This is a genomic window from Sphaerisporangium sp. B11E5, assembly GCF_039871875.1.
In the GTDB taxonomy this organism is placed as follows: Bacteria; Actinomycetota; Actinomycetes; order Streptosporangiales; family Streptosporangiaceae; genus Sphaerisporangium.
Genome location: NZ_JBDPMD010000048.1, coordinates 1 through 22,932 on the forward strand (window position 1 = coordinate 1; position 22,932 = coordinate 22,932).

The window sequence follows — 22,932 nt, forward strand, 5'->3', positions numbered from 1 at the left end:
CCCCCCTCCCCTCTCCCAGCCGTCTCCCCCTCCCAGCGTCTCCCGACTCCCGGCACCCTCCCCTCTCCCAGCCGTCTCTCGGGATTGGCTCCGACGCGGCGGGACGTGGTACGCCGAAACCGGCGCCACCATACGACGGCCCACCGGCGTACCCACCAACCGGAACTTTCCGGCCAATCACCTCTGAACCCCGACTTCGGCTGCTGTGGTCATTGCCCACCCGCCTGAGTTTGCCCACTCCATCAGAACCCGCCCACTCAACCCCCACCAGCCACGGCCGCACGCAACATCCACCCCGCGCCCTGCGGGCGTACCGCCCGCCAGACACCCCTCCCCGCGAGACGCGCCTCCCCCAGCCGCCGCGCGTCACTCGCGCGGCGCGCCCTCCGTCCGCAGGGCGCTACGGCCTCATGGGAAGCGCCGCCGCAGGAGCGCTTTCTCCATCGGCGGCACGGGTACGGCGAACCCGGCCGGCGCGGCCCGGCCCGACACGACCAGGCACGGCACGGCCGACGCGAGGCGGCCCCGCACGGCCGACGCAACGCGGCACGGCCCGACTCGGCACGGCCCGACTCGGCACGGCCGACGCGACGCGGCCCGGCACGGCCGACGCGACGCGGCCCGGCACGGCCGACGCGACGCGGCCCGGCACGGCCGACGCGACGCGGCCCGGCACGGCCGACGCGACGCGGCCCGGCACGGCTAGCGCGCCAAGCGCGGCTGCGCCCCGTCCACCGCTCCCGTTCTCCAGACACTCGAACGGCGCCGACGCGGCGGGACGTGGTACGGCGAATCCGGCGCCTTTGTACGGCGGTCAGCCGGTGGCCGTCAGCCGTCGAGCTTGCTGCGACCCACCGCGCCAAGGAATCGATGCCACTCACCAGGGGGGACACGAAGCATGCCGCGCCCTGGGTCCTTGCTGTCCCGTACGGCGACGACCCCAGGCGCTCCCGCGACCTCGACGCAGTCCCCGCCATTGCCACTGCTGTGGGACGACTTGCGCCAGTGCATCTCGGTCATGTCCATGTCTCGGCCACCTTCGCCATCAGGTCGATCGACTTCCTTTTGGGCAGCGCCTCAGCCCGCACCGCCTCCCACAGGCGCCTCATGGTGGCGACGTCCTCGGAGCGTTTCGTGGTGTCCCCGCTGAACGCACTGTCCACATAGACGACGTCCCTGTCGTCAGTTGTGGCGATGACGAACGGACCGGCGAGTCCAGCGTAAGCACCGGCCGCAAAAGGCACAATCTGGATCAGAATCCTTGGATGCTCCGCCATTTCCAGAAGGCGCGTGATTTGCTCCTCCATCACCTTGGCGCCGCCGACAGGACGACGTAGGACGCCCTCGTCCATGACGGCCACCAGCATCGGCGGATTCAGCCGGGACAATATGCCTTGCCGTTCCAGCCGTGCCTCGACTTGTTCTTCGACCGCGAACTCTCTACCGGAGGTCGCGATAACCTCTCGCGCGTATGACTCGGTTTGCAACAATCCGGGCACCACAAGCGGCTGGTACGACAGCAACGATGTCGCGTTGCCCTCGATCGACAGCCACTGTCCGACCCACTCCGGCGGCATGTCCCGGCACACGAGATCCTCCGCCAGGCGAGCGAGGATGCCGTCAGTGGAGAAGAGTTGGTCGCAACGCTGCGCGAAGTCCGGCTTGGGGACCCTGCGGGCGGTTTCCACCATCGCGACGAACGAGGCGGAGTAGCCGACGATCGCCGTAGCGAGTTGCGCCTGACTCATCCCGGCCGTCTCCCGGGCCCGGCGCAGCTCCCTTGCGAAGAATTCCAGGGCCGTCATTCGATTACCGCTCACGTTTTCCTCACAGACGCTCACGGGGGAAACTCCGCACTCACATTGCGTGGGTACGGACGACGCCTTCCCCCGCAGTTTACGACGCTGAATACCCCCAGGTGAGGCGGATCGATAAAACGTCGAAAGGAAACGTCATGCGGGCGGCAGTAGATTCAATGTGGTGGGAATTGCCCGTTTTGCCAACCGCCCCCGGTATCGCTCGGCGACACGTCCACCAAACCCTCACCGAATGGCACCTGCCCCACCACTCCGACGACGCCCAGCTCATCGTCTCCGAACTGGTCACCAACGCCACCAAAGCGGCCACCGTCCCCCCGCCCCGCCACTCCCGGGACGCGCCCCGACTGGACGTCGTGTACCTGGGGCTGTTCCGCACGCTCGCCACCCTCGTCATCGAGGTCTGGGACGGAAACCCCGGATGCCCGGTCCTCGCTCCGGCGACCTGGGACGGCGAGAACGGCCGAGGGCTCCACATCGTCACCGCCCTCACCTCCCGGTGGGGAGTCCGCCGCCCGCCGAGCGGCGGGAAAGCCGTCTGGTGCGAGCTGCCCGTCTCCCGTCCGGGCGCTCCGCGCTGAAGTCCCGCACTCGCAGCGAGGTCCAGGTAGGCGAAAGGACGGCGGCGAACGGCCTCCGACGTGATCGCCGGCCCTCTCAGCACTGCCATCGGCCCTGACTCGTCACCGCAGTGGATGAGGAGTTCCCGGTCACGTCGTCCCCCCGGCCCGCGATCTACTGAAAGTCCACTGCCGCCGGGCAGGATGCTCTTGGACAGGGCCGCGAGCAAGTGACGACGCGATCGGCGGAGACGTCGCCGATCCCCGTCGGCGGGGCGCCCCGCATGACGCCTTGTCCGCGACCGTGAAGGACCTCCGCGGGATCGCGGCGTCTCGTGGCGTCGCCTCTCTTCAGGCGTCAAAGCGCCACGCGAGTTCGTCGAAACGTACGACCCCAACTACGAGAGGAAGTTCTGCCGTGCGATCACGCCTGCTCAACCTCGTTTCAGCCGCAGCTCTGGCCGTCGGCGGCGTACTCCTCCCGGCGGCTCCGGCGAACGCGGCCCCCGACGACTGTTTCCACAAATTCGCCTGCTTCTACAAGAACTTCGAGTACACGTTCAAGGAGCTGACCAGGGATAACGCAACCACCTGCGAGAACCTGGACAAGCCGATCAACGACACGATGTCATCGGTGATTAATTACACCGACATGACTCTGGTCTTGTATCAGCACTACAACTGGCTGGGGAAGTACGTTCTCGTGCCCACCGGCGGAGGATTCTCCCGACTCGACTACGTGCCGATCTACAACCAGGACAACTCGTTCTACGGTTACAACACATTCAATGATCGAGTGTCCTCCTTCTGCATCCTCTGGCGGTGACAATGCCGTGCCGGTGTTGTTCCTGACAGCGCGGGACTCGGTGGAGGACCGCATCGCGGGGCTGACGGCGGGGGGGGCGACGACTACGTGGTCAAGCCGTTCAGCTCGGAGGAACTGGTGGCGCGGCTGTCCTCGCCCCGCTCCACACGCTCACCCACTCCCCAGCCGCACCCTGGAGCTCGGCGTACTGACGGCCGCCAACCTCGCCACCACTTGCCTGCGCTTCCTCCTGCTGCGCACCTGGGTCTTCGCCCGCACCACCGCTAGGCCGACAGATCACCCTTGCGGCTCCACGTCATCAGATCGGAGGTCGACGTGACCGCCGGAGTGGACTGCTGCCGGAGCGACGCCATGGAGTTGTCGAACTCCGCGATCCACTGCGCCGTCTCTCTCTCCGAGATCCGCACGACGTCCGTGACCAGCGCGTCGATCAGCGCCAGCCCTCCCGCGGTCCGATCAGGCCCGGTTCCCTCCGCCTGCCACGCCGCCCAGTCCAGATGAAAACGCGTCAGCCGTCCCCGCAGCGACATGAGCGCCGCGATGTCCCGCATCCACCCTGAAGAGATCCCGAAGAAGTGATCGAACGCCACACACCCCGCCGCCAACGCCAGAAACACGTACCCGAGATTCGCCCCGGCCCCCTCCCGGAACACCAACGGCGACACGCCACCCGCCACGGCCAGCATCACGGCCCCCGCCCGCAGAGCCCGCGACGCCACCCGCCGCACCTTCTTGTCCCGCGCGTACCAGTCGATCAGCTCAAGCGCACGCCCCTCCGCCCAGTCCCGCAGGTCGTCCAGCGCCATTCCCGGGTCCACCCACTGCTCCACCTCGGGCCGTGGCAGCGGAGGGAGATCTCCCCGCCCCCAGCGGCGCCTGCGCCGGGGAGCGAGAGGGACTGAAGTCAGCTTGTCGGGGGAATGACCAGGCACCCGTTTCCCTCCTTATGCGAGTATGGCCTCACAGTAGCTCCTCAACGGAATAACGGTCGGCCAGGTAGGACACAAAACGGTGCCAACGGGAAACAACCCCCCAAGCGCGACAATCCTTCATGTCTCGGATACGCAATTCGGGAATTACCACCGATTTGGGACAGAGGATTCGCTCTCCCGGAGTCTTATCCGCGACCTGGACCGGCTGACGTCCGTCGAGAAGGTACCGAAGCCCGACTTGATGATCCTTTCGGGCGACATCACCGAACGGGCGGACGAGGACGAGTTCGCCGAGGCACTCGCCTTCATCGACGAGATCAGGGCCGTCACCGGACTGGCACGCGAACGCGTGGTGGTCGTGCCCGGGAACCACGACGTGAGCTGGCCGTGGAGCGAGTCCTACTTCTTCGACTGCCGGGCGCGCAAAAAGGAACCATCCGTCCCCTACAGCCTGAAGTGGCGGAACTATCAGGACTTCGTCGCCCGGCTTCATGGCCCGACGGCGTTCACCGAGGAGCGGCCCTATCGGCTGCATCTTTTCGAGGATCTGCGGGTGGCCGTCGCGGCGATGAACTCCACGATCATGGAGAGCCACCGGGACGACGACCACTACGGCTGGTGCGGCGACGAGCAGTACCGCTGGTTCGCCAGAGAGCTCGGCGGGCTGGAGGGCATGCTGCGGATCGCGGTACTGCACCACAACGCGCGCCGCAAAGCCGACGCCGACAACGAGAACCTCCGCGACGAGGAGAGCCTCGGCGCCATCCTGCACGGGAGGATCGACCTGGTGCTGCACGGCCACACCCACGAGGGCAAGGAGGACCGGTTACCGGACGGCACGCTGGTGCTGGCCACCGGTTCCGCCGCCGTCACCGCGGACTGGCGGCCGGGGGAGACGCCGAACCAGTACCAGATCTTCCGTGTGGGGCCCCGGACCGTCACCCGCTGGGCACGGCAGTGGGACGGGCAGCGGGAGTGGATCCCCGACCTTCGGGCCGACCCGGAGCGACGCAGCACCAAGGTGACGATCCGGCACGGCGTGCCAGGCTGGCGTAAACCCAGGCCGGAACCGGAGAAGGACGCACGGCACGAAATCCGCCAGGGCTACGGCGGACGTACGGCGGACTTCGTCGCCCAGGTGGAGCTGACCACACGCCGGGACCTGGGCGAGGGGGCCCTGGTCCAGGTCCGCACGATCGGCGATCCGCCGCTGCACTACCTGATGGCCAGCACCGCCGGCCGGCCGTTGCGCTACATCGGCATCGTGGACGGCCCGGTGGACGCGGCGATCCTGGGCGAGTTCGACCGGCGCGTGTTCGACCCCGTCCGTCATCACCAGCCCGAACGCATCGTGGTGCACTGCGGCCCGGACGACCCGACGCTGCGTGACGAGGCACGCAAGAACGGCATCCTGGTCAAGACGTGGACCGAGTACACCGACCTGCTCGACGCGAGCGCCTACCGGGAATGGCTCAGGCAAGCCCTCGCCGGGGACAAGCTGTACCGGCAGGAGCTCTACCAGGCCCAGCGCTACCGCGACATCGACCGGTGGGGCGGCGCCCAGCCCGACGTCCACGGCGATCTGCGGGCCACGGTGTACCAGGAGCTGCTCCACGAGGACGGGCGGTTCATCCTGATCCTCGGCGACGCCGGTTACGGGAAGTCCTTCCTGGTCCGGCGGCTCGCGCACGAGATGCTGGCCAACGACCGGCTCGGTATCACCCCGATCGTGATCTACCTGCGGGATCGCGACAAACGGCAGACGCTGGAGGAGATGGTGTCGGCTGTGCTCATCCCCAGCGGTTCCACCTTCCGCCTCCGCCATTTCCGGCACAGCCTGGAGGCCGGCACCCTGGCCCTGCTGATCGACGGCTACGACGAGTTCGCCGTCCGGGTCGGTTACGACAACGCGGCGGCCCAGCTCCACACGTTCCTGAACGCCATGGAGGGACGGGCCAAGATCCTGCTCACCACGCGGCCGAGCCACTTCCGCAGTACCGACCAGGTCACCAGCAAGCTCTTCGCCGACCTCCAGACGGTGCACAACCGGCGCGTCCACCTGCTCGAACCCTTCGATACCGAGCAGCAGCGAGCCTTCCTGGCCCGGTACTTCGAACTGGGCGGCAAGGCGAACCCGGCGGCGCTCGCCCACGAGTGGATGACCGCACTCGCCGCGGTGGACAACCTGCCCGAGTTGGCCAGAACACCTCGGATGTTGTCCTTCATCGTCGAGGACCTGGACCTCCGCGAGATCAAGGCGGCTGCCGGACAGGAGGTGGTGACCGCCGCGGACCTCTACGACCGGCTGGTCGGCCGCTGGCTCGGCGAGGAGGCGGTACGACTCGATCCGATGAGTGAGAGCAACGTCTCCCACGAGAAGCGGAGAGAGGTGCTGGAGGAGATCGCCCTGCGGATCTGGCGAGCAGGGGAACAGGACGTCAACGAGACCGCACTCCAGGATGCCGCACGGAAAGTTATCGACCTTCCTGCACACAAGCTGACCGTCGACCAGGCCGCGCAGATCACCGGCAGCCGGACCTTGCTGCGGGTGGACGGGCAACGGTGGAAGTTCGCCCACCAGTCCGTCTGGGAGTACCTGCTCGCCGTCCGCATCGCCGCGTCGCTCCGGGCCGGCGAAGAGGTGCTCGGCGACGCGCAGCTCACCGGCCTGACCGCCCGCTTCCTCCGAGACATCGCACCGGAGCACGTCACTGCTTGGCTGTCCAGGCTCAGCACACGGAACGTCTCCAAGAGGAACGTCGAAAAGGGGATAGATGAGCGATTGGCGTAAGCGGAACGCGCGCGCGCTGCTACGCGAGTTCCAGGACCACGGCCTCGCCCTCGGCACCCGACTGCTCGACTACGCGGGGGAGAATCTACGTGGTGAGGTCTTCCTGCCGGACGAGAATCTGTACGGCGCGAACTTCCGCGGCGCGGATCTCAGTGGAGCGCGTCTAACCGGAGCTCGCCTACGGGGAGCCGACCTCGCGCAGGCCCGTCTGGTCGGCGCGGTTCTCGACCGCGCCGACCTCACCGGCGCCGACCTCACCGGCGCGGTACTGGACGGCGCGTCCCTGATCGGCGCCGACCTGCGGGACGCCGCCTTAGCGGGAACGACCTGGCATCGCGCCAAGGCCACAGCGATGCGCACCAGCGAGCATGTAAGCCTCACGGGATGGGGCACAGCGCTGCCTGATGAACGTCCTCGTCTGCAAATTCAGACTGGGGCGGCCGCCGCGCTCGCTGTCGCATGGCATCCGACGAGAGCGGTCCTGGCCGTAGCGGCCGGAAACCACGCACAACTATGGGATTTAGCCACAGGCACCGTGCTGCGCACCCTCACCGGCCACAGCAACTGGGTCTGGGCCGTGGCCTACTCCCCCGACGGCACCCATCTGGCCACCGCAAGCGAGGACCAAACCGTACGGATCTGGGACCCGGCCACCGGCACGCCAATCCACACCCTCACCGGCCACACCGCCGCAGTCCGGGCCGTGGCCTACTCCCCCGACGGCACCCACCTGGCCACAGCGAGCAGTGACCAGACCGTGCGGATCTGGGACCCGGCCACCGGCACCCTGCTCCACACCCTCACCGGCCACACCAACTGGGTCCGGGCCGTGGCCTACTCCCCCCACGGCAGCCGTATGGCCACCGCAAGCGACGACCACACCGTACGGATCTGGGACCCGGCCACCGGCACCCTGCTCCACACCCTCACCGGCCACACCAACGGGGTCAACGCCGTGGCCTACTCCCCCGACGGCACCCACCTGGCCACCGCAAGCAGTGACCAGACCGTACGGATCTGGGACCCGGCCACCGGCACCCCAATCCACACCCTCACCGGCCACACCGCCACAGCCTGGGCCGTGGCCTACTCCCCCCACGGCACCCGTATGGCCACCACAAGCGACGACCACACCGTACGGATCTGGGACCCGGCCACCGGCACCCCAATCCACACCCTCACCGGCCACATCCTCACCGGGCACACCAACGCAGTCTTGGCCGTGGCCTACTCCCCCGACGGCACCCACCTGGCCACCGCAAGCAGTGACCAGACCGTACGAATCTGGGACCCAGCCACCGGCACCCCAATCCACACCCTCACCGGCCACACCGCCACAGTCTGGGCCGTGGCCTACTCCCCCGACGGCACCCACCTGGCCACCGCAAGCGACGACCAGACCGTACGAATCTGGGACCCGGCCACCGGCAGCCCAATCCACACCCTCACCGGCCACACCAACGGGGTCAACGCCGTGGCCTACTCCCCCCACGGCAGCCGTATGGCCACCGCAAGCGACGACCAGACCGTACGAATCTGGGACCCAGCCACCGGCACCCCAATCCACACCCTCACCGGCCACACCGCCACAGTCTGGGCCGTGGCCTACTCCCCCGACGGCACCCACCTGGCCACAGCGAGCAGTGACCAGACCGTGCGGATCTGGGACCCGGCCACCGGCACCCTGCTCCACACCCTCACCGGCCACACCGCCACAGCCTGGGCCGTGGCCTACTCCCCCCACGGCACCCACCTGGCCACCGCAAGCGACGACCAGACCGTACGGATCTGGGACCCGGCCACCGGCACCCCAATCCACACCCTCACCGGCCACACCAACGGGGTCAACGCCGTGGCCTACTCCCCCGACGGCACCCACCTGGCCACCGCAAGCGACGACCAGACCGTACGGATCTGGGACCCGGCCACCGGAACCCCAATCCACACCCTCACCGGCCACACCAACGCAGTCTTGGCCGTGGCCTACTCCCCCGACGGCACCCACCTGGCCACCGCAAGCGGCGACCAGACCGTACGAATCTGGGACCCGGCCACCGGCACCCTGCTCCACACCCTCACGGGTCACACCAGTTGGGTCCGGGCCGTGGCCTATTCTCCCGACGGCACCCACCTCACCACCGCAAGCCACGACGGCACCGTGCTCATTCTCCGCTTGGACGCCCTCACCGAAGTGCGCGACCACCATGCAGAAATGATCCTCATCGGCCTGCCCGACCAGGGGTGGGCGGCGATCTACGGTGAGCATCGGTACCGCATGCGCGGAAACAGCAGCGGCCGTTTCTGGTGGGTGTCGGGCTTGTGCAGGTTCGAGCCGGGGGAACTCGACGGTCACGGGGTCGAACGGCTCCCTGTCGAGGAGGACACCCACCGGTGATCGCCGTCAAGAGGGGCGAGCGCCGGATGCCGTGGCGGAGTGCGGCATCCGGCGCCGGCCGGCGGTTACAGGTCACACGTGGGCGACCCACGGGACGTCGCCGTACATCGCGCCTCGCGACGACGCCAGAGTGAGGGCCCGGAAGACGCGGTGGCGGCGGCGGATGAGTTTGGCGGCGTTGCGGGGCATTCCTATGCGTAGGTGGAGGACGTCGGTTGACGGGGTGCCGATTCCGCCGATGTCGGGGAGGCCTATTTGGGTGAGGTCGTCGGCGCGGGCGACCACTCGGCAGGTTTGGGAGTCGATCGGTCCGATGATGTCGAAGGTCATCACGCCGGCGGGGCAGGCGATCTCCACGTGGTATCCGTCGGAGGTTCGGATTATGGGGACGGGGTCTCGGGTCAGTCGTTCCTTTGTGGTGAGGGCGGCTTGACAAGTGATCTGGGCCGCGGTTTGCGGGGGCAGTCGGAATTCGGCGGTGACCGGGGCCTGGGCCAGGTTTCCCCTCCTGGTCATCCAGCCGAATGTCACTGTGGAAAACAGTGTCAGTGCGAGGATGGCTATCGTCAGGCCTTCCATGTCGAGCTCCTCGGCTCGCGTCCGTACCTGGAACGGGCTTCCCCCCGGGTCTTGCGACCCGAAAAGCCAGCCAGCTACAGACAAATCCCTCCCTTATGACTATAGGACGATATAGCGATTGATTGATGTCGGCCGGGGTGTCCGGGACGGGTTTTCGGAAGGCGGCGTCAGTACTTAGTACTACCCTGTGTCGGAGGGTGAACACAGGTGAACCTCTGGTGACACATCGGCCGGGCTCACCACGCCGGGGCTACTCGGTGAATTGGCTGAGCTTGGCGGCGATACCCGAGCGTTGTTCTACTCCGAGTTTGCGGAGAATTCTGGAGACGTGGCCTTTGATGGTGGACTCGGTCACGAACACCTGGGCGGCGATCTCCCTGTTGGTCATGCCGCCGTGGGCGATGAGGAGGGCGATCTCGCGTTCCTTGCTGGAGAGGGACTTCAGCAGCGTCTCGGCGTGGACGGACGGCCTGGCGATGATGTCCATGGTCTCGGTCTGGGTCTGTTCGCAGCGGTGGCGGAGCGATGTCACCAGGGCGGCGAGGTCGGGGCGGTCCCCGGGGAGGGCTTCCTCCACGCGGCAGATGTCGCGGTGGAGGGCGCGCAGGCGGTCCGAGACGTCTTGCACCACGTCGGCGACGGACAGGCGTTCGGACTCGGAGGCGGGGTCGGGGGTGGCCAGTTCGGCGCGGTTGAGGGCGTCCTCGCGTTCGCGGCTGAGGACGGTGGCGACGGAGCGGGCGGTCCACTCGAAGGCGCGGACGTGTTCGTCGGTGTAGGTGTGGGGCTTGTACGCCTGGATGGACGCCAGGCCGATCACGGAGGAGCCGGCCTCGGGGGTCTCGTAGACGGGGATGGTGACGGCGTCGGCGGACATGCGTTTCTCGTCGCCGAAGGCGACGCCGTGGCGGAGGAGGAGGCCGTTGTCGAAGGAGTACACATAGGGGCGGCGGTGCTGGAGTATCCAGGCGGCCTGGCCTTTGGGGCCGTAGGGGAAGACCTCCGGCCAAATGTACTTCTCGGTGTGCAGGGTGTCGTCGAAGGTGTACGGATAGACGATTTTCCTGCCCTCGCGGTAGAAGCCGACGTAGAACGCGTTCACCGTGCACAGGGTGCTCATGGCGAAGCGCCAATAGTCGAACAGGGCGTGGTGGTTGCCCATGCGGCTGCGGATTCCCCGGTCGGCCTGGCTGAGCGCGGCGGCGGTCTCGGGTGAGAAGCCGATGCTCGAACGGGGAACGGACACTCGCCCTCCAGGAGTTGCCGTGACGTCTGCGGACTCTGCCCCGGAACGGGGCCACCAGCGAGCTTTACTGACAACAGCAGGCCTCGTCACCCATTTCTCCGGATTCGGTGTCGTTTAGAGATCATTCATCCTTGATAGGAACGACCGTCCGCCTGCGGAAAGTTGAGGGGCGGACGTGTCACCTGCGGCGATGCGGGTTGGTTATAACAGGGGCGGCGGCGAGGCCTTGGCGCGGCAGGGGCGGGCGCGCGGGACGCGTTGACCAGGCGGCGAAAACTCCCGGTCAAGGCGATCGGGTGTTTACCAGGGGCGATTCGGGCGGGGCGGGACCGCGAATTTCGCCGCCGCCCGGCCACCGGCATCCACTACCTTGGGTAACCGTCCGACCACATCGGGGAGTAACGCCTGCGTGGGCGGGCCACGGCGACGGCGTCTCCCCGCACGACGCGGGAGTGGGCATGCCGCACATGACGAGGATCGACCCTGAGGACTCCGCCCGGGCCCGCTTCGCCTACGAGTTGCAGCGGCATCGGCTGCTGGCCAAGCTCACGCAGGGGCAACTCGGGCGGCGCATCGGGTTCTCGGGCAGCCTGATCGGGGCGGTGGAGAACCTCAAGCGGACGCCGAGCGACGACTTCGCGCGGCGGTGCGACAAGGCGTTCGGGCTCGAAGGGGTGTTCACGGGCCTTCACCTGGAGGGATGGCCTCCGCCTCCGCCCGTTCCCGAGCACTTCCGCAACTGGACGCTGGAGGAGCGGCGGGCGTCGGCGCTGCAGATCTGGGATCCGCTGCTGGTGCCGGGGGTGTTCCAGACGGAGGCGTACGCGCGGCGGGTGTTCGAGCGGGCGCCGGGGATCGCGCCCGAGGAGGTCGAGGAGCGGGTCTACGGGCGGATGCAGCGCAAGAACCTGCTGTGTCAGGAGGACCCGCCGGCCATCCTCAGCATGATCGACGAAGGGGTGTTGCGGCGGCCCATCGGCGGGGCGGCCGTGATGCGTGAACAATTGACATATCTTCTGGAAATCGCACGGCATCCCAAGGTAACCATACAAATCGTACCTTTTGCGGCCGAAGCGGTTCCCGGGTTGCTTGCCGCTTTTGTTATAGCGGAACAGCGTGGCGCGCCTTACGCGGTATATGTGGATTCGATACCCGAGGGGCGGACGGTGACGGAACGGTGCTTGATCGCATTGCTCACCGCCCGGTACGACGCCATCCGAGCGGAGGCGCTGCCACAGTCGCTTTCGCTGAAATTAATCGAGGAAATTGCCGACAAATGGATTTAAGCACGGCAGAGTGGTACAAATCCAAGTTCAGCGGGGACAACGGGGGGCACTGCGTGGAGGTGGCGAGCAATCTGGCCGGCGTGGTCGCGGTCCGTGACTCCAAGCGGCCGAGCGCGAGGGTGGTGGTGACCACGCCGGCGGGGTGGTCCCAGTTCCTGGACGACCTCAAGGTCGGACGTTTCATCTTCAACTGCAAGCTGTCCGCCTGACCGGGGCGGCGGGGGTGCCGTAGCAGCGGGCTGAGGCGGGTAAAGCACTGTTCATGGGCCGGTCCCAGGGTGAGAATGTGCCGATGAGCATTCGAGTCGCCACCGCCGAGGAGCTTTCCCTGTTGCAGGAGATCGAGCGGGCCGCGGGGGAGGCCTTCCGTGGCTTCGGCATGGGGCCGGTGGCGGACGACGAGCCGTATCCCCTCGATGTGCTGGCGAGGTTCCACGCCGAGGGGCGGGCCTGGGTGTCGGTGGACGAGGACGACCGGCCGGTGGCCTACCTGATCGCGGAGGAGGTGGACGGGAACCTGCACCTGGAGCAGGTGTCCGTGCATCCGGCGGCGGCGCGGCGCAGGCTCGGGCGTGCGCTGATCGAGCACGCGGCCGATCACGCCAAGGCCGCGGGCATGCCGGCGCTCACGCTCATCACGTTCACGCGGGTGCCGTGGAACGCGCCGTACTACGAGCGGTGCGGGTTCTGGGGGCTGGACGACGCGGAGCTGACGCCGGGGCTGCGGGCCCGGCGGCGGCGCGAGGCGGAGCTCGGGCTGGACCGGTGGCCGAGGGTCTGCATGCGGCGCGATCTCTGAGTTCCCGCGGGGGACACGGTCCGTGTCCGCCGCGGTCTCCGGGAGACGCCGGCGTGCGGAAGGACCCGGCCCGCACGGGTCGTGGTCCGCGGAATGGGATCGTGTCCGCCACATTCCGCGAAAACGCCATAGCGTGGTAAGCGCCTGACATCGGAGCGTCACAGTCGCTTCGGGAGGAGAGCTGTGTGAAGTCGATCCCCCCGTCCTTCCCGTCCTCCGAGGAGACGGCCGGCGTGGCCGCGCGGCCCGGCGACCCCGAGGAGAGTTACCGGCGCTCCTACGAAGGCGTGCGTGAGTTCCTGCGGGTGTTCGACCAGATCCGCATCCGGCCGACGTGGCGGAGCGGTGACGTGCCGGTGCCGGTGTTGTGGGTGACCGGGCCGTACACGGCGACGGCGGCCGTCACCCAGGCGCTGGAGGAACGGTGTGACGGCACCCCGTTCGCCCACCTCGGCCCCTCCCCCGACCCCGAGGCCGCCGCACCGGCGCCCGGGGAACGCGGCACGCCGTACGCGGATCTGGTGGCGCAGTTACGGGAGGCCAGCCGCGACCTGGCCTCCATCGCGCCGCGCGGCGAGGCGCACCTGCGGTTCCCGCTGCTGGCGCAGGTCCTGTGGCTGCTGGACCTGCAGATCGCCGACGACGAGCCGGACCGCCTGCACGACGGCGTCAAACGGGCCGTACGGCAGCGACGCCGGCAGATCAAGGCCGGCAACGCCCAGGACCGCCGCAACTTCTGGGCCAACGTGCGTGCGTACGCCGAGGGGCCGCTGCCCGCGTGGGCGGCGGCGGCGGCCCTGCTCAGCGCCACGTGGGCCGACCAGCTCACCACCCTGCTCGGCGTCTGCGCCATCATCGCGGGCCCGGTCATCGGTGCGCTGCACGTGCTGCTGCTGTCGCGGAGCTGGGCGGGACGGCGCCGGTACAAGTGGTTCTGCCGGCAGCCGTACCTGATGCCGGGGCAGCGGCGCAACCAGCCGACCGAGTTCATCCGGTTCGCGGTGCGGGTGATCCAGGCGCGGCGCCGCGCGCTGTCCCTGCCCGCGGCCGAGGCCGCGGCGTCCCCCGGGCGTTCGGTCATCCCGATCACCGGGGCGGACGACGGGGACTCGGCGGAGGAACGCAAGCGGCAGGAGGCGCTGCAGGCCGTCCAGGGCATCGAGCATCTGCTGGTGAACGCCTTCCTGCACGACCTGCGGCAGGGGTACCAGCGCAGCCTGTGGAAGTTCTGGCGCCGGGTCGCGTGGGCGCGCACGTCGCTGCCGGTGCTGCTGGTCAGCGGCGGCGGCACCCGGCTGGTCACGCTGATCGAGGAGGTGCGGGCCGGGACACGGCAACACGACCCGCTGCTCGTCGTGGTCACCGGCTCGGTGGCCCGCCCGGCGCTGCCCCCGCGCCCGGCCGCGGACGGCACGGCGGTGCTGGCGGGGCGGCCCGAGCGCGCCGAGGAGCTGTGGGAGCAGTGGCGTGCCGAGCTGGCCAAGGACCGGGCGCTCGGCTCGCACCGGCTGATCCGGATCGACATGGAGGCCGGGGACACGCCGCTGCTGCAGAAGCTCAGCGTGCCGGTGCGTGCGCGGCGGCGGCCGTTGCTCGCCCACCCGTTGCTGCCGGTGCTGACGGTGGTGGCGTTGCTGGCGGTCTCGCTGGTGCGGGTGGTCTCCACGGCCACGTCGAACTGCGCGCCGTCCATCTGGCGGACGCCGACCGGCGAGTGCGTCGGCCTCGGGCACGAGAACTTCGCGTACACGCCGCGGCTGGCTCCGGTGCTCGCGGCGATCGACGAGTCCAACCGGGAGATCGTCGCGTCCAAGCGGCCGTACGCCACGGTGGTGTACCTCGGCAAGCTGACCAACCCGAGCGGCGGCATCGAGGACCCGCTCACCGACATCCACGGCGAGCTGGCGGGCATCGCGGTGCGGCAGCGGGAGCTCATCCGCCACAGCGGCGACGGCAGCAGACTGCAGATGCGAGTGCTCGTCGCCAACGCCGGGGCCGACTACGAGTACGCCGAGGACGTCGCGCGTGAGGTGTTGCGGCGGGTCACCGAGGACCCGACGATCGTGGGGGTGGTCGGGCTCGGGGAAAGCCGGCAGCAGGTGAAGGACGCACTGCAGATCCTCGCGCGCAAGGCCCTGCCAGTGGTCGGAACCACGGCCACGTCCGACGACCTCGGGGCGCGGGGACCGGACAGCTACATCCCGTCGTTCTTCCCCCTGGCGCCTCCCAACAGCACTTTGGCGACCGCGGCGGCGCGGTGGGCGAAAGAGGGCATCCCGCTGCCGGGTATCGCTCCCGCGGACAAGGTGGCGGTGTTCGCCGACACGTCGATCAAGGACCTGTTCGGGAAGGACCTCGGCGACCGGTTCGCGAAGGCGTTCGGGGAGAAGGCCGAGACCGTCGGGTACGCCGACGCGGCGGAACTGGGGCGGAAGGTGAAGGATGTGTGCTCGGACCCGGACCGCCGGCCCGATCTCGCGTACTACGCCGGCCGCTCCCGGGAGTTCGGGCCCTTCCTCGACGCGCTCGCGGCATTCCAGTGCGACCAGGTCACGGTGATGGCCAGCGACGACGTCACACAGTACGTGAACGACAACGCGCAGCGGATCGGGCGCAACAGCCAGCGGGTGGTGTACGTGGCGCTGGCGTCACCCAGCGTGTGGCCGTTCGCCCAGCAGCACCCCCCCAGTTTCTACGGCGATCTCGACGAGTTCGTCGCGTCGCTGGAACTAGGGAAGAAACCCCTCGACCTGCCGTCCGAGGTGTACGCGGTGCAGGCGTACGACGCCGCGGGAGCGCTGATGGGAGCGGCACAGGACGCTTACGACGACCAGGGCGGTTCGGCGTCCATGGACGGGGAACCCGGGGTGGTGGACCGGGGTGGAGTCCTGCTCGCCCTGGAGAACCCCGGCGAGGTCTACGGCGCCAGTGGGCTACTCAGACTGCACGGCGACGGACAGCACGCCCTCGACCGGCCCGTCCTCCTGATCACCATCGACCCGGCGGGCAACCAGAAAACGATCGCCTTCTGCGGTCGCCTGTACAGCCGGCAGACGGCCGGCCTCAGGTGCGGCGGTTGAGCGACGCCTCCACCGCACCACCTCCCCGTCACGTCGGCCCGAGGGGAGTGGTGTGGAGCGATCAGATCTGGCCGGTGATGGTGGTGCCTTCGCCGACCACTGTGTTGATGGTGAGGGTGCCGCCGACGTCGCTGAAGCGGCGTTTCATGGCGTCCAGGCCTCTGCCTGTCCGGGTGCCGGGGGTGAAGCCCACGCCGTTGTCGCTGATGGTGAGCTTGAGGCCGGAGCGGCCGGTCGTCAGGGCCAGGGACAGGGTGTGGGCGCCGCTGTGGCGTTCCACGTTGGAGAGGGCTTCCAGGACCACGGCGTAGACGGCGTCGGCTACGGGGGTGGGGACACGGGCGGTGGGCAGGGCCCAGACTTCGACCGTGATGCCGGTGCGGTCGGACCACTCGCTGAGGTAGTCCTCGATCGCCTGCGACAGACCGCGTCGTCCGCGCATGCGCAGTTCTTCGTACAAAGTCCCCCAACCCTCCTGGGAGCACCGCTCCAAGGCGACGTGACCCCGGCCCCACCGCGTCCACCCCTGGTCCGCGGAACCACGATCGACGCTACCGGTGCGTGCTCAACGAGCGATTGAGATTGGTTTGGTGCGGACGAGGCATTCACCGGGAAGGACCGGCTGAGTCCCGTCCGAAGGGTTATGCCCGCTAACACCGCTTGCCACGCTACCCGCCGGTATGCGCGGGTGCGCAGCGTGACGGGGGTTACTCCTTGTCGGCCTTGTCGAGGCCCCGGCCGCCGCGGTCCAGGCGCGCGAGGTACTCGTTGTAGGCGTCCAGCTCGGCGTCGCCGGTGCCGCCCTCCCGGGCCGCGCGGGCGTCGGCACGGCGGTCGGCGCGCGTGGCCTTGCGGTTGTCGTCGCGGTACCACTGGAAGGCCAGCGCGATCAGCACGATCAGGGTGGGGATCTCGCCGAAGGCCCAGGCGATGCCGCCGCCGGCGCGCTGGTCGGCCAGCGGGGAGGAGCCCCAGGTGCGGCCGAGCTGGTCGTACCAGTCGGCGGCGATCACCGTGCCCATGTTCATGAGGGCGATGCCGAAGAACGCGTGGAACGGCATGGTGACGAACAGCAGGAGCAGGCGCCCGACGTACGGCAGCTTGGTGGGCGCGGGATCCACGCCGATGATCACCCAGAAGAACAGCGAGCCGCTGACCAGGAAGTGGAGGGTCATCGCGATGTGGCCGAGGTGCTCCTCCATCGCCGCGCCGAACAGCGGCGTGAAGTACAGGGCGTAGGTCGAGGTGATGAAGATCGCGGTGGCGATGGCCGGGTGGGTGATCACCTTGACGGCCCTGCTGTGCAGGATGGTGACGAGCCACTCGCGCGGGCCGCGGTCGCCGCGCCGGACGGCGGGCTTGAGCGCCCGCAGGGCGATGGTCACCGGGGCGCCGAGCACCAGGAAGATCGGCACGATCATGGAAAGCACCATGTGCTCGGCCATGTGCACGCTGAACAGCACCGGGGCGTACCGCGCCACGCCGCTCTGCGTCGCGAGCACCAGCAGCAGCACGCCGACGGCCCAGCTCACGGTGCGGCCTGCCGGCCAGTGGTCCCCGCGCCGGGTGAGCCGCACGACGGCGGCGGCGTACAGGCCGGCCAGCACGGCGGCGAGCGCCGCGAAGAACAGGTCGAACCACCACAGGGTCACGAGGCCGGCCACCGTGATCGGTGGCGGCAGCAGGTAGCCGAGGAGCTCGAACGCGCGGTCCACGGGCAGGTCCAGCGGCGGCGGGGCGGTGCGGGACAGCGCGACGGCGAGGCCGACGGCGACCAGCATGACCATGGCCTCGCCCACCGCCAGCCGCACGAACGCGCCGGACCGCCCGGCCGTCAGGCCGGGCAGCGTGCGGCGGCGGTGCCACCAGCCGAACACGCCAAGGCCGGCGAACGCGACGATCTTGGCGGACATGATCAGGCCGTAGGAGCTGGTGAACAGCTCGGCGGGCGTGGTGAGGCGGGCGACGGCGCTGAACAGGCCGGACAGGCCGACGCCGACGAAGCACCAGGTGGCGGCGCGGGAGAAGCGCCGGGCCGCCACGCCGAGGTCGGGGGCGCCGCGCAGGCCGTGCCCGCACAGGACGAGGAGCCCGCCCACCCAGACGGCGAGCACCAGCAGGTGGAGGGCGACGCCGGTGGTGGCGAGGCCGTGGTTGGGCGAGGAGGCGGAGTGGCCGGTGAGCGCGGGGGGCAGCAGGGTGGCGAGGGAGAGCAGCAGCAGGCCCGCGGCGGCGCCGGCGGTGATGGCGCCCCGGCTGAACAGCGCGATGGCCGCGCCGAACAGCACGACGAGGGTCAGGGCGATGCCCTGGGAGACCTGGCTGGCGTAGCTGGTCAGCTCGTCCCCGCCGAGCACCTCGGTGACGGGCAGGCCGAGCGTCTCCGACAGGCTGAACACCAGCGTCGACGCGGCGGCGGCCGCCCAGGCCAGGCCGCCCCAGGCCGCGGCCCGGGTGTAGGTGAGTGCCGTCCTGCCGAGCAGCCCCTTGTCGTTCGGCAGCAGCACCGACGCCATGAGCAGCATGCCGACGGTCAGCACGCCCGCGGTGTCCATGGCGAGCTTGGAGAGCGGCAGCGCCCACCGGGTCAGCGCACCCTCGTCGGGCAGCCCCGGGATGATGCGCGGCGTGGCCGCCCCACCCATGATCAACGCCACGGCGAGCGCGCCCGCCGCGACACAGGCACCGGCCAGCGCCAGCCTGAAACTCTTGCTCATCGCCCCGCCACCGTACCGTGGTCCACGCAGCCTGTATGGGTGGTCATGTCTTCTTTCGCATGCTGATCATCAGGCCGATGCCGATGCCCGCTATGCCGAAGACGACGATCCAGGCCCAGGCGGGGATGCCGCCGCGCTGTTCGGTGGAGTCGGCGGCGGGGGTGGCGGTCACCTCGGACGGAGGAGTGGCGGTGGCGGTGGCGGTGGGGGCCGGGGCGGGGGAGCCCGCGGGCGCCGGGGTGGCGGAGTCGGTGGGGGCCGGGGTGGCGGCAGGTGTGGTCTCGGCGATGGCCGGGGCGGGGGCGGAGACGGTGAAGGGGATCTCGCCCTCCACGGGGTGGCCGTCGGTGGAGACGACGCGCCAGGCGATGGTGTACTTCCCCGACGGGAGGGGGGCGGCGACCTTCTGGGTGATCACGGGGCCGTCGGTCTGCGGCTTGCCGTCGTGGTAGGGCTTTCCGTCGGCGTCGCGCACGAGGACCACGGGAAACTTCACGGATTCGGTGAAGGTGAGCTTCACCTCGTCCAGGGTCTCGACCGTGGCGCCCTTCTTGGGGCTGCTGCTCTTGAGAGCCGTGTGGGCCAGGGCAGGCGTGGCGAGCGCCGTGCCGAGCACGGCGGCGAGCACGAACGCGAGCACGGCGGCGAGCGGGGAAGTCTTCATAACCCCTTAAGGCTACTCACGCGGGAGCCCGGTCCCCACCGCGCGTGGCCGTCCTGTGGACGACCGGCGCGCGGGGGGCCGGGCTCCCCCGGTGCTACAGGCCGGCGCAGGCCAGCGCGCGGTGGTAGGCGTCCTCGCTGGCCTCCTCGTCGCCGAGTTGCTCCAGCGCCTCCGCCGCGGTCAGCCAGCCCTCGGCGGCCCTGCGGGACGGCGGCGTGTTGACCAGCATGCGCTCCACCTCGGCCAGCTCGGCGGACGCCTCCTCGCTGCGCTGGAACAGCAGCAGGGCGTGGCCGAGCACCAGGTGGGCCTCCGCCTGCACCAGCGGGACCGCGGAGCGCTCGTCGAGCATGTCCCGGCCGCGGCGGGCGTACTCGACCGCCTTGCCGGGGTCGCCGAGAGCGATCTCGGCCTTGGCGAGGTTCACCACGCACCGGGCGAGGTCCGCGGTGCTGGCCGAGGACTCGCGCAGCTCCCTCTCGCCGCGCAGCATCAGGTCGCGGCAGGCGAGGGCGTCGCCGGGACGCACACGCAGCCGGAGCAGGGCGTAGGCCTGGCGCAACCGGGCGAGGTTACGCGGCTCGCCCGTCTCGGACTGCACCGCGAGGGCCCGCTCGGCCAGGCTGAGGGCCTCCTCGCCGCGTCCGGTCTGGTCGGCGACCACTGCCGCGTTCCAGCACGCGGCGACGATGGCCCGCGGGGTGTTGAGGTTCTCGGCCGCGGTGAGCAGCTCGCGGGAGAACTGGCTGGCGCGCAGCAGGTCGCCGCGCACGATGTACGCCGCGAGCAGGGTGGCGCCGAGCTCCACGAGCTCGTCGTTCCAGGCGGGACGGCCGGCGCCGAGCAGCGTGTCCTCGCCGACGCGCACGGCCGCGGCGAGGTCGCCGCGCTCGCGGTGGCAGCGCGACAACGCGACGGCCACGGCCACCGGCCGCTCGCCGCCGAGCCCGTCGCCGGCGTCGTGCAGCCGCGACAGCACGCTGATCGCCTCGTCCAGATCGCCGCAGGCCTCGCTGGCGAGCGCGTAGCCGTACTCGGCCCGCTGCCGCAGGGGGGCGAGCCCGGCGAGGCTCCCGTCGTCGAGAAGCTCGGCGTAGCGGCGCCTGGCCTCGGCGACCTCGCCGTTCTCCAGCGCCATGCCGGCGTAGTTCAGGCCCAGTTCGAGCTCATGCATCTGCTCGGCGGTAACGCCATTGATCAGATACGTGAGCGAGCACTCCAGCTTGGCCGCCAGCAGTTCCAGCACCGCCACGGTGGGAGTTCGCTTCCCGCTCTCGATCAGTGATACATAACTATCTGACAACTCAGGGTGTGCCAGTTGCGCTTGCGAAAGGCCGCGTTGGCGGCGGATCGTCTTGATTCGCTGTCCAATAAGATCTTGACCGCTCACCGGTACCCCTTGAAGATGTAAGCCCCGGAAGACTGCGACAGACGGGAGTCCATCATGCGTCGCCGCCGCCTCGCACTATGTGCCCTAGTAGTTACCTTCACAACCATGTTCGGCCTCGCTGGCAATGGTGCGTCCGCCAACACCTTGTCAGCGACGTACAACGTCCGCGCGGATTGGCACTATTGCTGCTGATCAAAATCAACCCGCCCTCAGCGCAAGGAAAAGATCCACTCTGTCCGCCATAGAGGACAGATCTCGCCCGGTCAACTCCTCGACGCGTCGAATACGGTACCGCACAGTGTTCACATGCACGTGCAAACGCTCGGCGCAGAGGTTCCAGGACCCAGCGCAGTCCAGGAACGTCCCGAGGGTTCGGACCAGCTCTGACTGGTGGCGACGGTCGTAGACGAAAAGCGGAGCAAGGATTCGGTCCGCGAAGGACCTCCGCACATCGTCGGGAACGGTGGCCAGCAACAGAGCATGTGTGTAGATCTCGTCGCTGGTCACCACTCCCCCGCCACGCGCCTCAGCCAGTCGAAGCGCATGACCCGCCTCCTCGGCACCGCCGCGGACGGCGCCGGGTCCGGTCAACACGGCGCTGACGCCGACCGACACCCGGCTCGCGGGCAGGCCCGCCTGGAGCGTCGCCACCCGCCGGCTCAGCAGGTCTGACAACGCTCGCACGCTACGCTGCACTTGCATCTGCACGCGATTCCGTCCTTGCACATGCACGGGCTGAGAATGTTGCAAATGCACGATCTCATCAGTACCGAGCGTGCGCAATGGCACGAGGGCTACAGCCCCGTCCGCTCCCGCCGCCGCGACCACCCGGCGCTCCAGCATCTCCTCGATCACCCGCCCGCCGAGCACCGCCGGATCGGGCCCGTCGGTCGCGCCCGGGCGCACCACCGACGCCATCACCACCGCATACGATTCTGTCGGATCGACGCCGCATGTGCGCAGGCGGGCGGCCAGTTCGGCGGTGTCGGCGGCCCCCGACGACGCGGCGCCGATCAACTGCTCGGCCAGCCGCCGCTCCACCCGGCGGCCCTCCTCGCGGCGGCTGCGCTCCAGCGCGGCGCACGCCGCGAGCTCGTACCCGGTGTCCGCGCGGTCCAGCAGGTCGCCGCCGCAGACCAGCGCCCAGCCCGCCGCCCGGTGCGCCCGGTCCACCGCGAAAAGCGTGAACGGACCCCCCGGGGTGCGCACCAGGTGGGGCAGCCGGGTCGCCGCCAGGTACTCGCGGGCCAGCAGGGCCGCCGTCCCCTCGTCGAGGGCCCCGGCCACGACGGTGCCGACCGCGGAGATCACCGCGCCGGTCATGCCGAGTTCCCCGGAGATCAGCGCGCACAGTTCCTCCAGGTCCGCGCCCTCGGCGACCGCGGCGACGATCCTGCGGTGCCGGCCGAGCTCGCCGCGCAGGTCGAGGGCGTCCACGCCGGACGTGCGGGTCTCCACCACGTCGCTGAGTGTGCGGAACGACACCTCCTCCGGCACGTCGAGCAACGGCAGGTCGTGCTCACGGCACGCCTCCACCAGGTCGCCGGGCACGTGCCCGAGCCACGCCCGGCCCGCGGCGAGCGCGCCCACGCCGGCCGCGGCGAGGATCTCGACGAAGCGCCGCGAGTCGCCGGGGTCCCTGTGCCACATCAGGCCCGTCATCACCAGCTCGCCGCCCGCCAGGTAACGGCCGGGGTCGGGCAGGTCGGTGATGTAGACGCCGGTCACCCGGCGGTCCAGGTGCCGGTCCCCGGTCAGCAGGGTCACGGCGCCCAGGCCTTCCGTCCCGATCAGCTCACGTATCCGCACATGTACAGGCTAAGTGGGGCGGTTTGGACGAACCTACAACC

The 22,932-nt window shown here is 69.5% G+C and carries 18 protein-coding genes and 1 pseudogene; 9 read left to right on the forward strand and 10 right to left on the reverse strand.

Going from position 1 to position 22,932, the window contains the following annotated elements; translation table 11 throughout:
- Positions 1–828 precede the first annotated feature (828 nt).
- Both ABGB17_RS31235 and ABGB17_RS31240 read right to left on the reverse strand, forming a co-directional pair.
- Positions 829–1,026: a DUF397 domain-containing protein gene (locus ABGB17_RS31235; protein ID WP_347636266.1), complete on the reverse strand. Its 198-nt coding sequence runs from the start codon at positions 1,024–1,026 to the stop codon at positions 829–831.
- Positions 1,017–1,841 (reverse strand): helix-turn-helix transcriptional regulator, encoded by an 825-nt coding sequence (locus ABGB17_RS31240; protein WP_347636269.1) that lies wholly within the window; start codon positions 1,839–1,841, stop codon positions 1,017–1,019. The genes ABGB17_RS31235 and ABGB17_RS31240 overlap by 10 nt, the downstream gene beginning before the upstream one ends.
- A gap of 146 nt (positions 1,842–1,987) precedes the next feature.
- Here ABGB17_RS31240 and ABGB17_RS31245 point away from each other — a divergent pair, with 146 nt between their 5' ends.
- From ABGB17_RS31245 to ABGB17_RS31255, 3 genes and pseudogenes are all read left to right on the forward strand, one after another.
- Positions 1,988–2,398, forward strand: coding sequence for an ATP-binding protein (locus ABGB17_RS31245; RefSeq protein WP_347636271.1), 411 nt, complete (start codon positions 1,988–1,990; stop codon positions 2,396–2,398).
- 397 nt (positions 2,399–2,795) lie between these two features.
- Positions 2,796–3,203: a peptidase inhibitor family I36 protein gene (locus ABGB17_RS31250; RefSeq protein ID WP_347636275.1), complete on the forward strand. Its 408-nt coding sequence runs from the start codon at positions 2,796–2,798 to the stop codon at positions 3,201–3,203.
- 1 nt (position 3,204) lies between these two features.
- Positions 3,205–3,338, forward strand: a pseudogene (locus ABGB17_RS31255) (response regulator); the annotation flags it as partial.
- 128 nt (positions 3,339–3,466) lie between these two features.
- Here the strand turns inward: ABGB17_RS31255 and ABGB17_RS31260 are convergent.
- A complete protein-coding gene (locus ABGB17_RS31260; RefSeq protein ID WP_347636279.1) occupies positions 3,467–4,135 on the reverse strand; it encodes an SLATT domain-containing protein in 669 nt (222 codons plus the stop codon).
- Between the two features lie 79 nt (positions 4,136–4,214).
- On the opposite strand from ABGB17_RS31260, the gene ABGB17_RS31265 reads away from it, so the two are divergent.
- Positions 4,215–6,926, forward strand: a complete 2,712-nt coding sequence (locus ABGB17_RS31265; RefSeq protein WP_347636283.1) for a metallophosphoesterase — start codon at positions 4,215–4,217, stop codon at positions 6,924–6,926.
- Positions 6,910–9,321 (forward strand): pentapeptide repeat-containing protein, encoded by a 2,412-nt coding sequence (locus ABGB17_RS31270; RefSeq protein ID WP_347636287.1) that lies wholly within the window; start codon positions 6,910–6,912, stop codon positions 9,319–9,321. The genes ABGB17_RS31265 and ABGB17_RS31270 overlap by 17 nt, the downstream gene beginning before the upstream one ends.
- A 72-nt stretch (positions 9,322–9,393) precedes the next feature.
- Here the strand turns inward: ABGB17_RS31270 and ABGB17_RS31275 are convergent, their stop codons facing one another.
- The gene (locus ABGB17_RS31275) at positions 9,394–9,900 is read right to left on the reverse strand and encodes a hypothetical protein (RefSeq protein ID WP_347636291.1); all 507 of its coding nucleotides are present in this window, start codon (positions 9,898–9,900) and stop codon (positions 9,394–9,396) included.
- Positions 9,901–10,150: 250 nt separating this feature from the next.
- The gene (locus tag ABGB17_RS31280; RefSeq protein WP_347636295.1) at positions 10,151–11,146 is read right to left on the reverse strand and encodes a LuxR C-terminal-related transcriptional regulator; all 996 of its coding nucleotides are present in this window, start codon (positions 11,144–11,146) and stop codon (positions 10,151–10,153) included.
- A 458-nt stretch (positions 11,147–11,604) separates the two neighbouring features.
- Between ABGB17_RS31280 and ABGB17_RS31285 the strand changes: the two genes are divergently transcribed.
- The 4 genes from ABGB17_RS31285 to ABGB17_RS31300 all read left to right on the forward strand — a co-directional run bounded on the left by ABGB17_RS31285 (position 11,605) and on the right by ABGB17_RS31300 (position 16,311).
- Positions 11,605–12,432: a helix-turn-helix transcriptional regulator gene (locus ABGB17_RS31285; RefSeq protein ID WP_347636299.1), complete on the forward strand. Its 828-nt coding sequence runs from the start codon at positions 11,605–11,607 to the stop codon at positions 12,430–12,432.
- Positions 12,423–12,641, forward strand: coding sequence for a DUF397 domain-containing protein (locus ABGB17_RS31290; RefSeq protein WP_347636303.1), 219 nt, complete (start codon positions 12,423–12,425; stop codon positions 12,639–12,641). Before ABGB17_RS31285 ends, ABGB17_RS31290 begins: the two co-directional genes overlap by 10 nt.
- An 83-nt stretch (positions 12,642–12,724) precedes the next feature.
- On the forward strand, positions 12,725–13,231 hold the full coding sequence (locus tag ABGB17_RS31295; protein ID WP_347636308.1) for a GNAT family N-acetyltransferase: 507 nt from the start codon (positions 12,725–12,727) through the stop codon (positions 13,229–13,231).
- 185 nt (positions 13,232–13,416) lie between these two features.
- Positions 13,417–16,311, forward strand: a complete 2,895-nt coding sequence (locus tag ABGB17_RS31300; protein ID WP_347636312.1) for a hypothetical protein — start codon at positions 13,417–13,419, stop codon at positions 16,309–16,311.
- Between the two features lie 61 nt (positions 16,312–16,372).
- On the opposite strand, the gene ABGB17_RS31305 is transcribed toward ABGB17_RS31300, so the two are convergent.
- The 5 genes from ABGB17_RS31305 to ABGB17_RS31325 form a co-directional block, all read right to left on the reverse strand.
- Positions 16,373–16,753: an ATP-binding protein gene (locus ABGB17_RS31305; protein ID WP_347636316.1), complete on the reverse strand. Its 381-nt coding sequence runs from the start codon at positions 16,751–16,753 to the stop codon at positions 16,373–16,375.
- Between the two features lie 265 nt (positions 16,754–17,018).
- Positions 17,019–19,028, reverse strand: a complete 2,010-nt coding sequence (locus ABGB17_RS31310) for a bifunctional copper resistance protein CopD/cytochrome c oxidase assembly protein (protein ID WP_347636320.1) — start codon at positions 19,026–19,028, stop codon at positions 17,019–17,021.
- A gap of 43 nt (positions 19,029–19,071) precedes the next feature.
- Positions 19,072–19,692, reverse strand: coding sequence for a copper resistance CopC family protein (locus tag ABGB17_RS31315; RefSeq protein ID WP_347636323.1), 621 nt, complete (start codon positions 19,690–19,692; stop codon positions 19,072–19,074).
- A gap of 94 nt (positions 19,693–19,786) precedes the next feature.
- Positions 19,787–21,082, reverse strand: coding sequence for a helix-turn-helix domain-containing protein (locus tag ABGB17_RS31320; RefSeq protein WP_347636327.1), 1,296 nt, complete (start codon positions 21,080–21,082; stop codon positions 19,787–19,789).
- 198 nt (positions 21,083–21,280) lie between these two features.
- Positions 21,281–22,891, reverse strand: coding sequence for a PucR family transcriptional regulator ligand-binding domain-containing protein (locus ABGB17_RS31325; RefSeq protein ID WP_347636331.1), 1,611 nt, complete (start codon positions 22,889–22,891; stop codon positions 21,281–21,283).
- Between the last annotated feature and the right edge of the window lie 41 nt (positions 22,892–22,932).

Bases quoted from the DNA above. Each gene is read 5' to 3' on its own strand.
- ABGB17_RS31235 (WP_347636266.1), bottom strand. From the start codon at position 1,026: ATGGACATGACCGAGATGCACTGGCGCAAGTCGTCCCACAGCAGTGGC.
- ABGB17_RS31270 (WP_347636287.1), top strand. From the start codon at position 6,910: ATGAGCGATTGGCGTAAGCGGAACGCGCGCGCGCTGCTACGCGAGTTC.
- ABGB17_RS31275 (WP_347636291.1), bottom strand. From the start codon at position 9,900: ATGGAAGGCCTGACGATAGCCATCCTCGCACTGACACTGTTTTCCACA.
- ABGB17_RS31285 (WP_347636299.1), top strand. From the start codon at position 11,605: ATGCCGCACATGACGAGGATCGACCCTGAGGACTCCGCCCGGGCCCGC.
- ABGB17_RS31290 (WP_347636303.1), top strand. From the start codon at position 12,423: ATGGATTTAAGCACGGCAGAGTGGTACAAATCCAAGTTCAGCGGGGAC.
- ABGB17_RS31295 (WP_347636308.1), top strand. From the start codon at position 12,725: ATGAGCATTCGAGTCGCCACCGCCGAGGAGCTTTCCCTGTTGCAGGAG.
- ABGB17_RS31305 (WP_347636316.1), bottom strand. From the start codon at position 16,753: ATGCGCGGACGACGCGGTCTGTCGCAGGCGATCGAGGACTACCTCAGC.
- ABGB17_RS31310 (WP_347636320.1), bottom strand. From the start codon at position 19,028: ATGAGCAAGAGTTTCAGGCTGGCGCTGGCCGGTGCCTGTGTCGCGGCG.
- ABGB17_RS31315 (WP_347636323.1), bottom strand. From the start codon at position 19,692: ATGAAGACTTCCCCGCTCGCCGCCGTGCTCGCGTTCGTGCTCGCCGCC.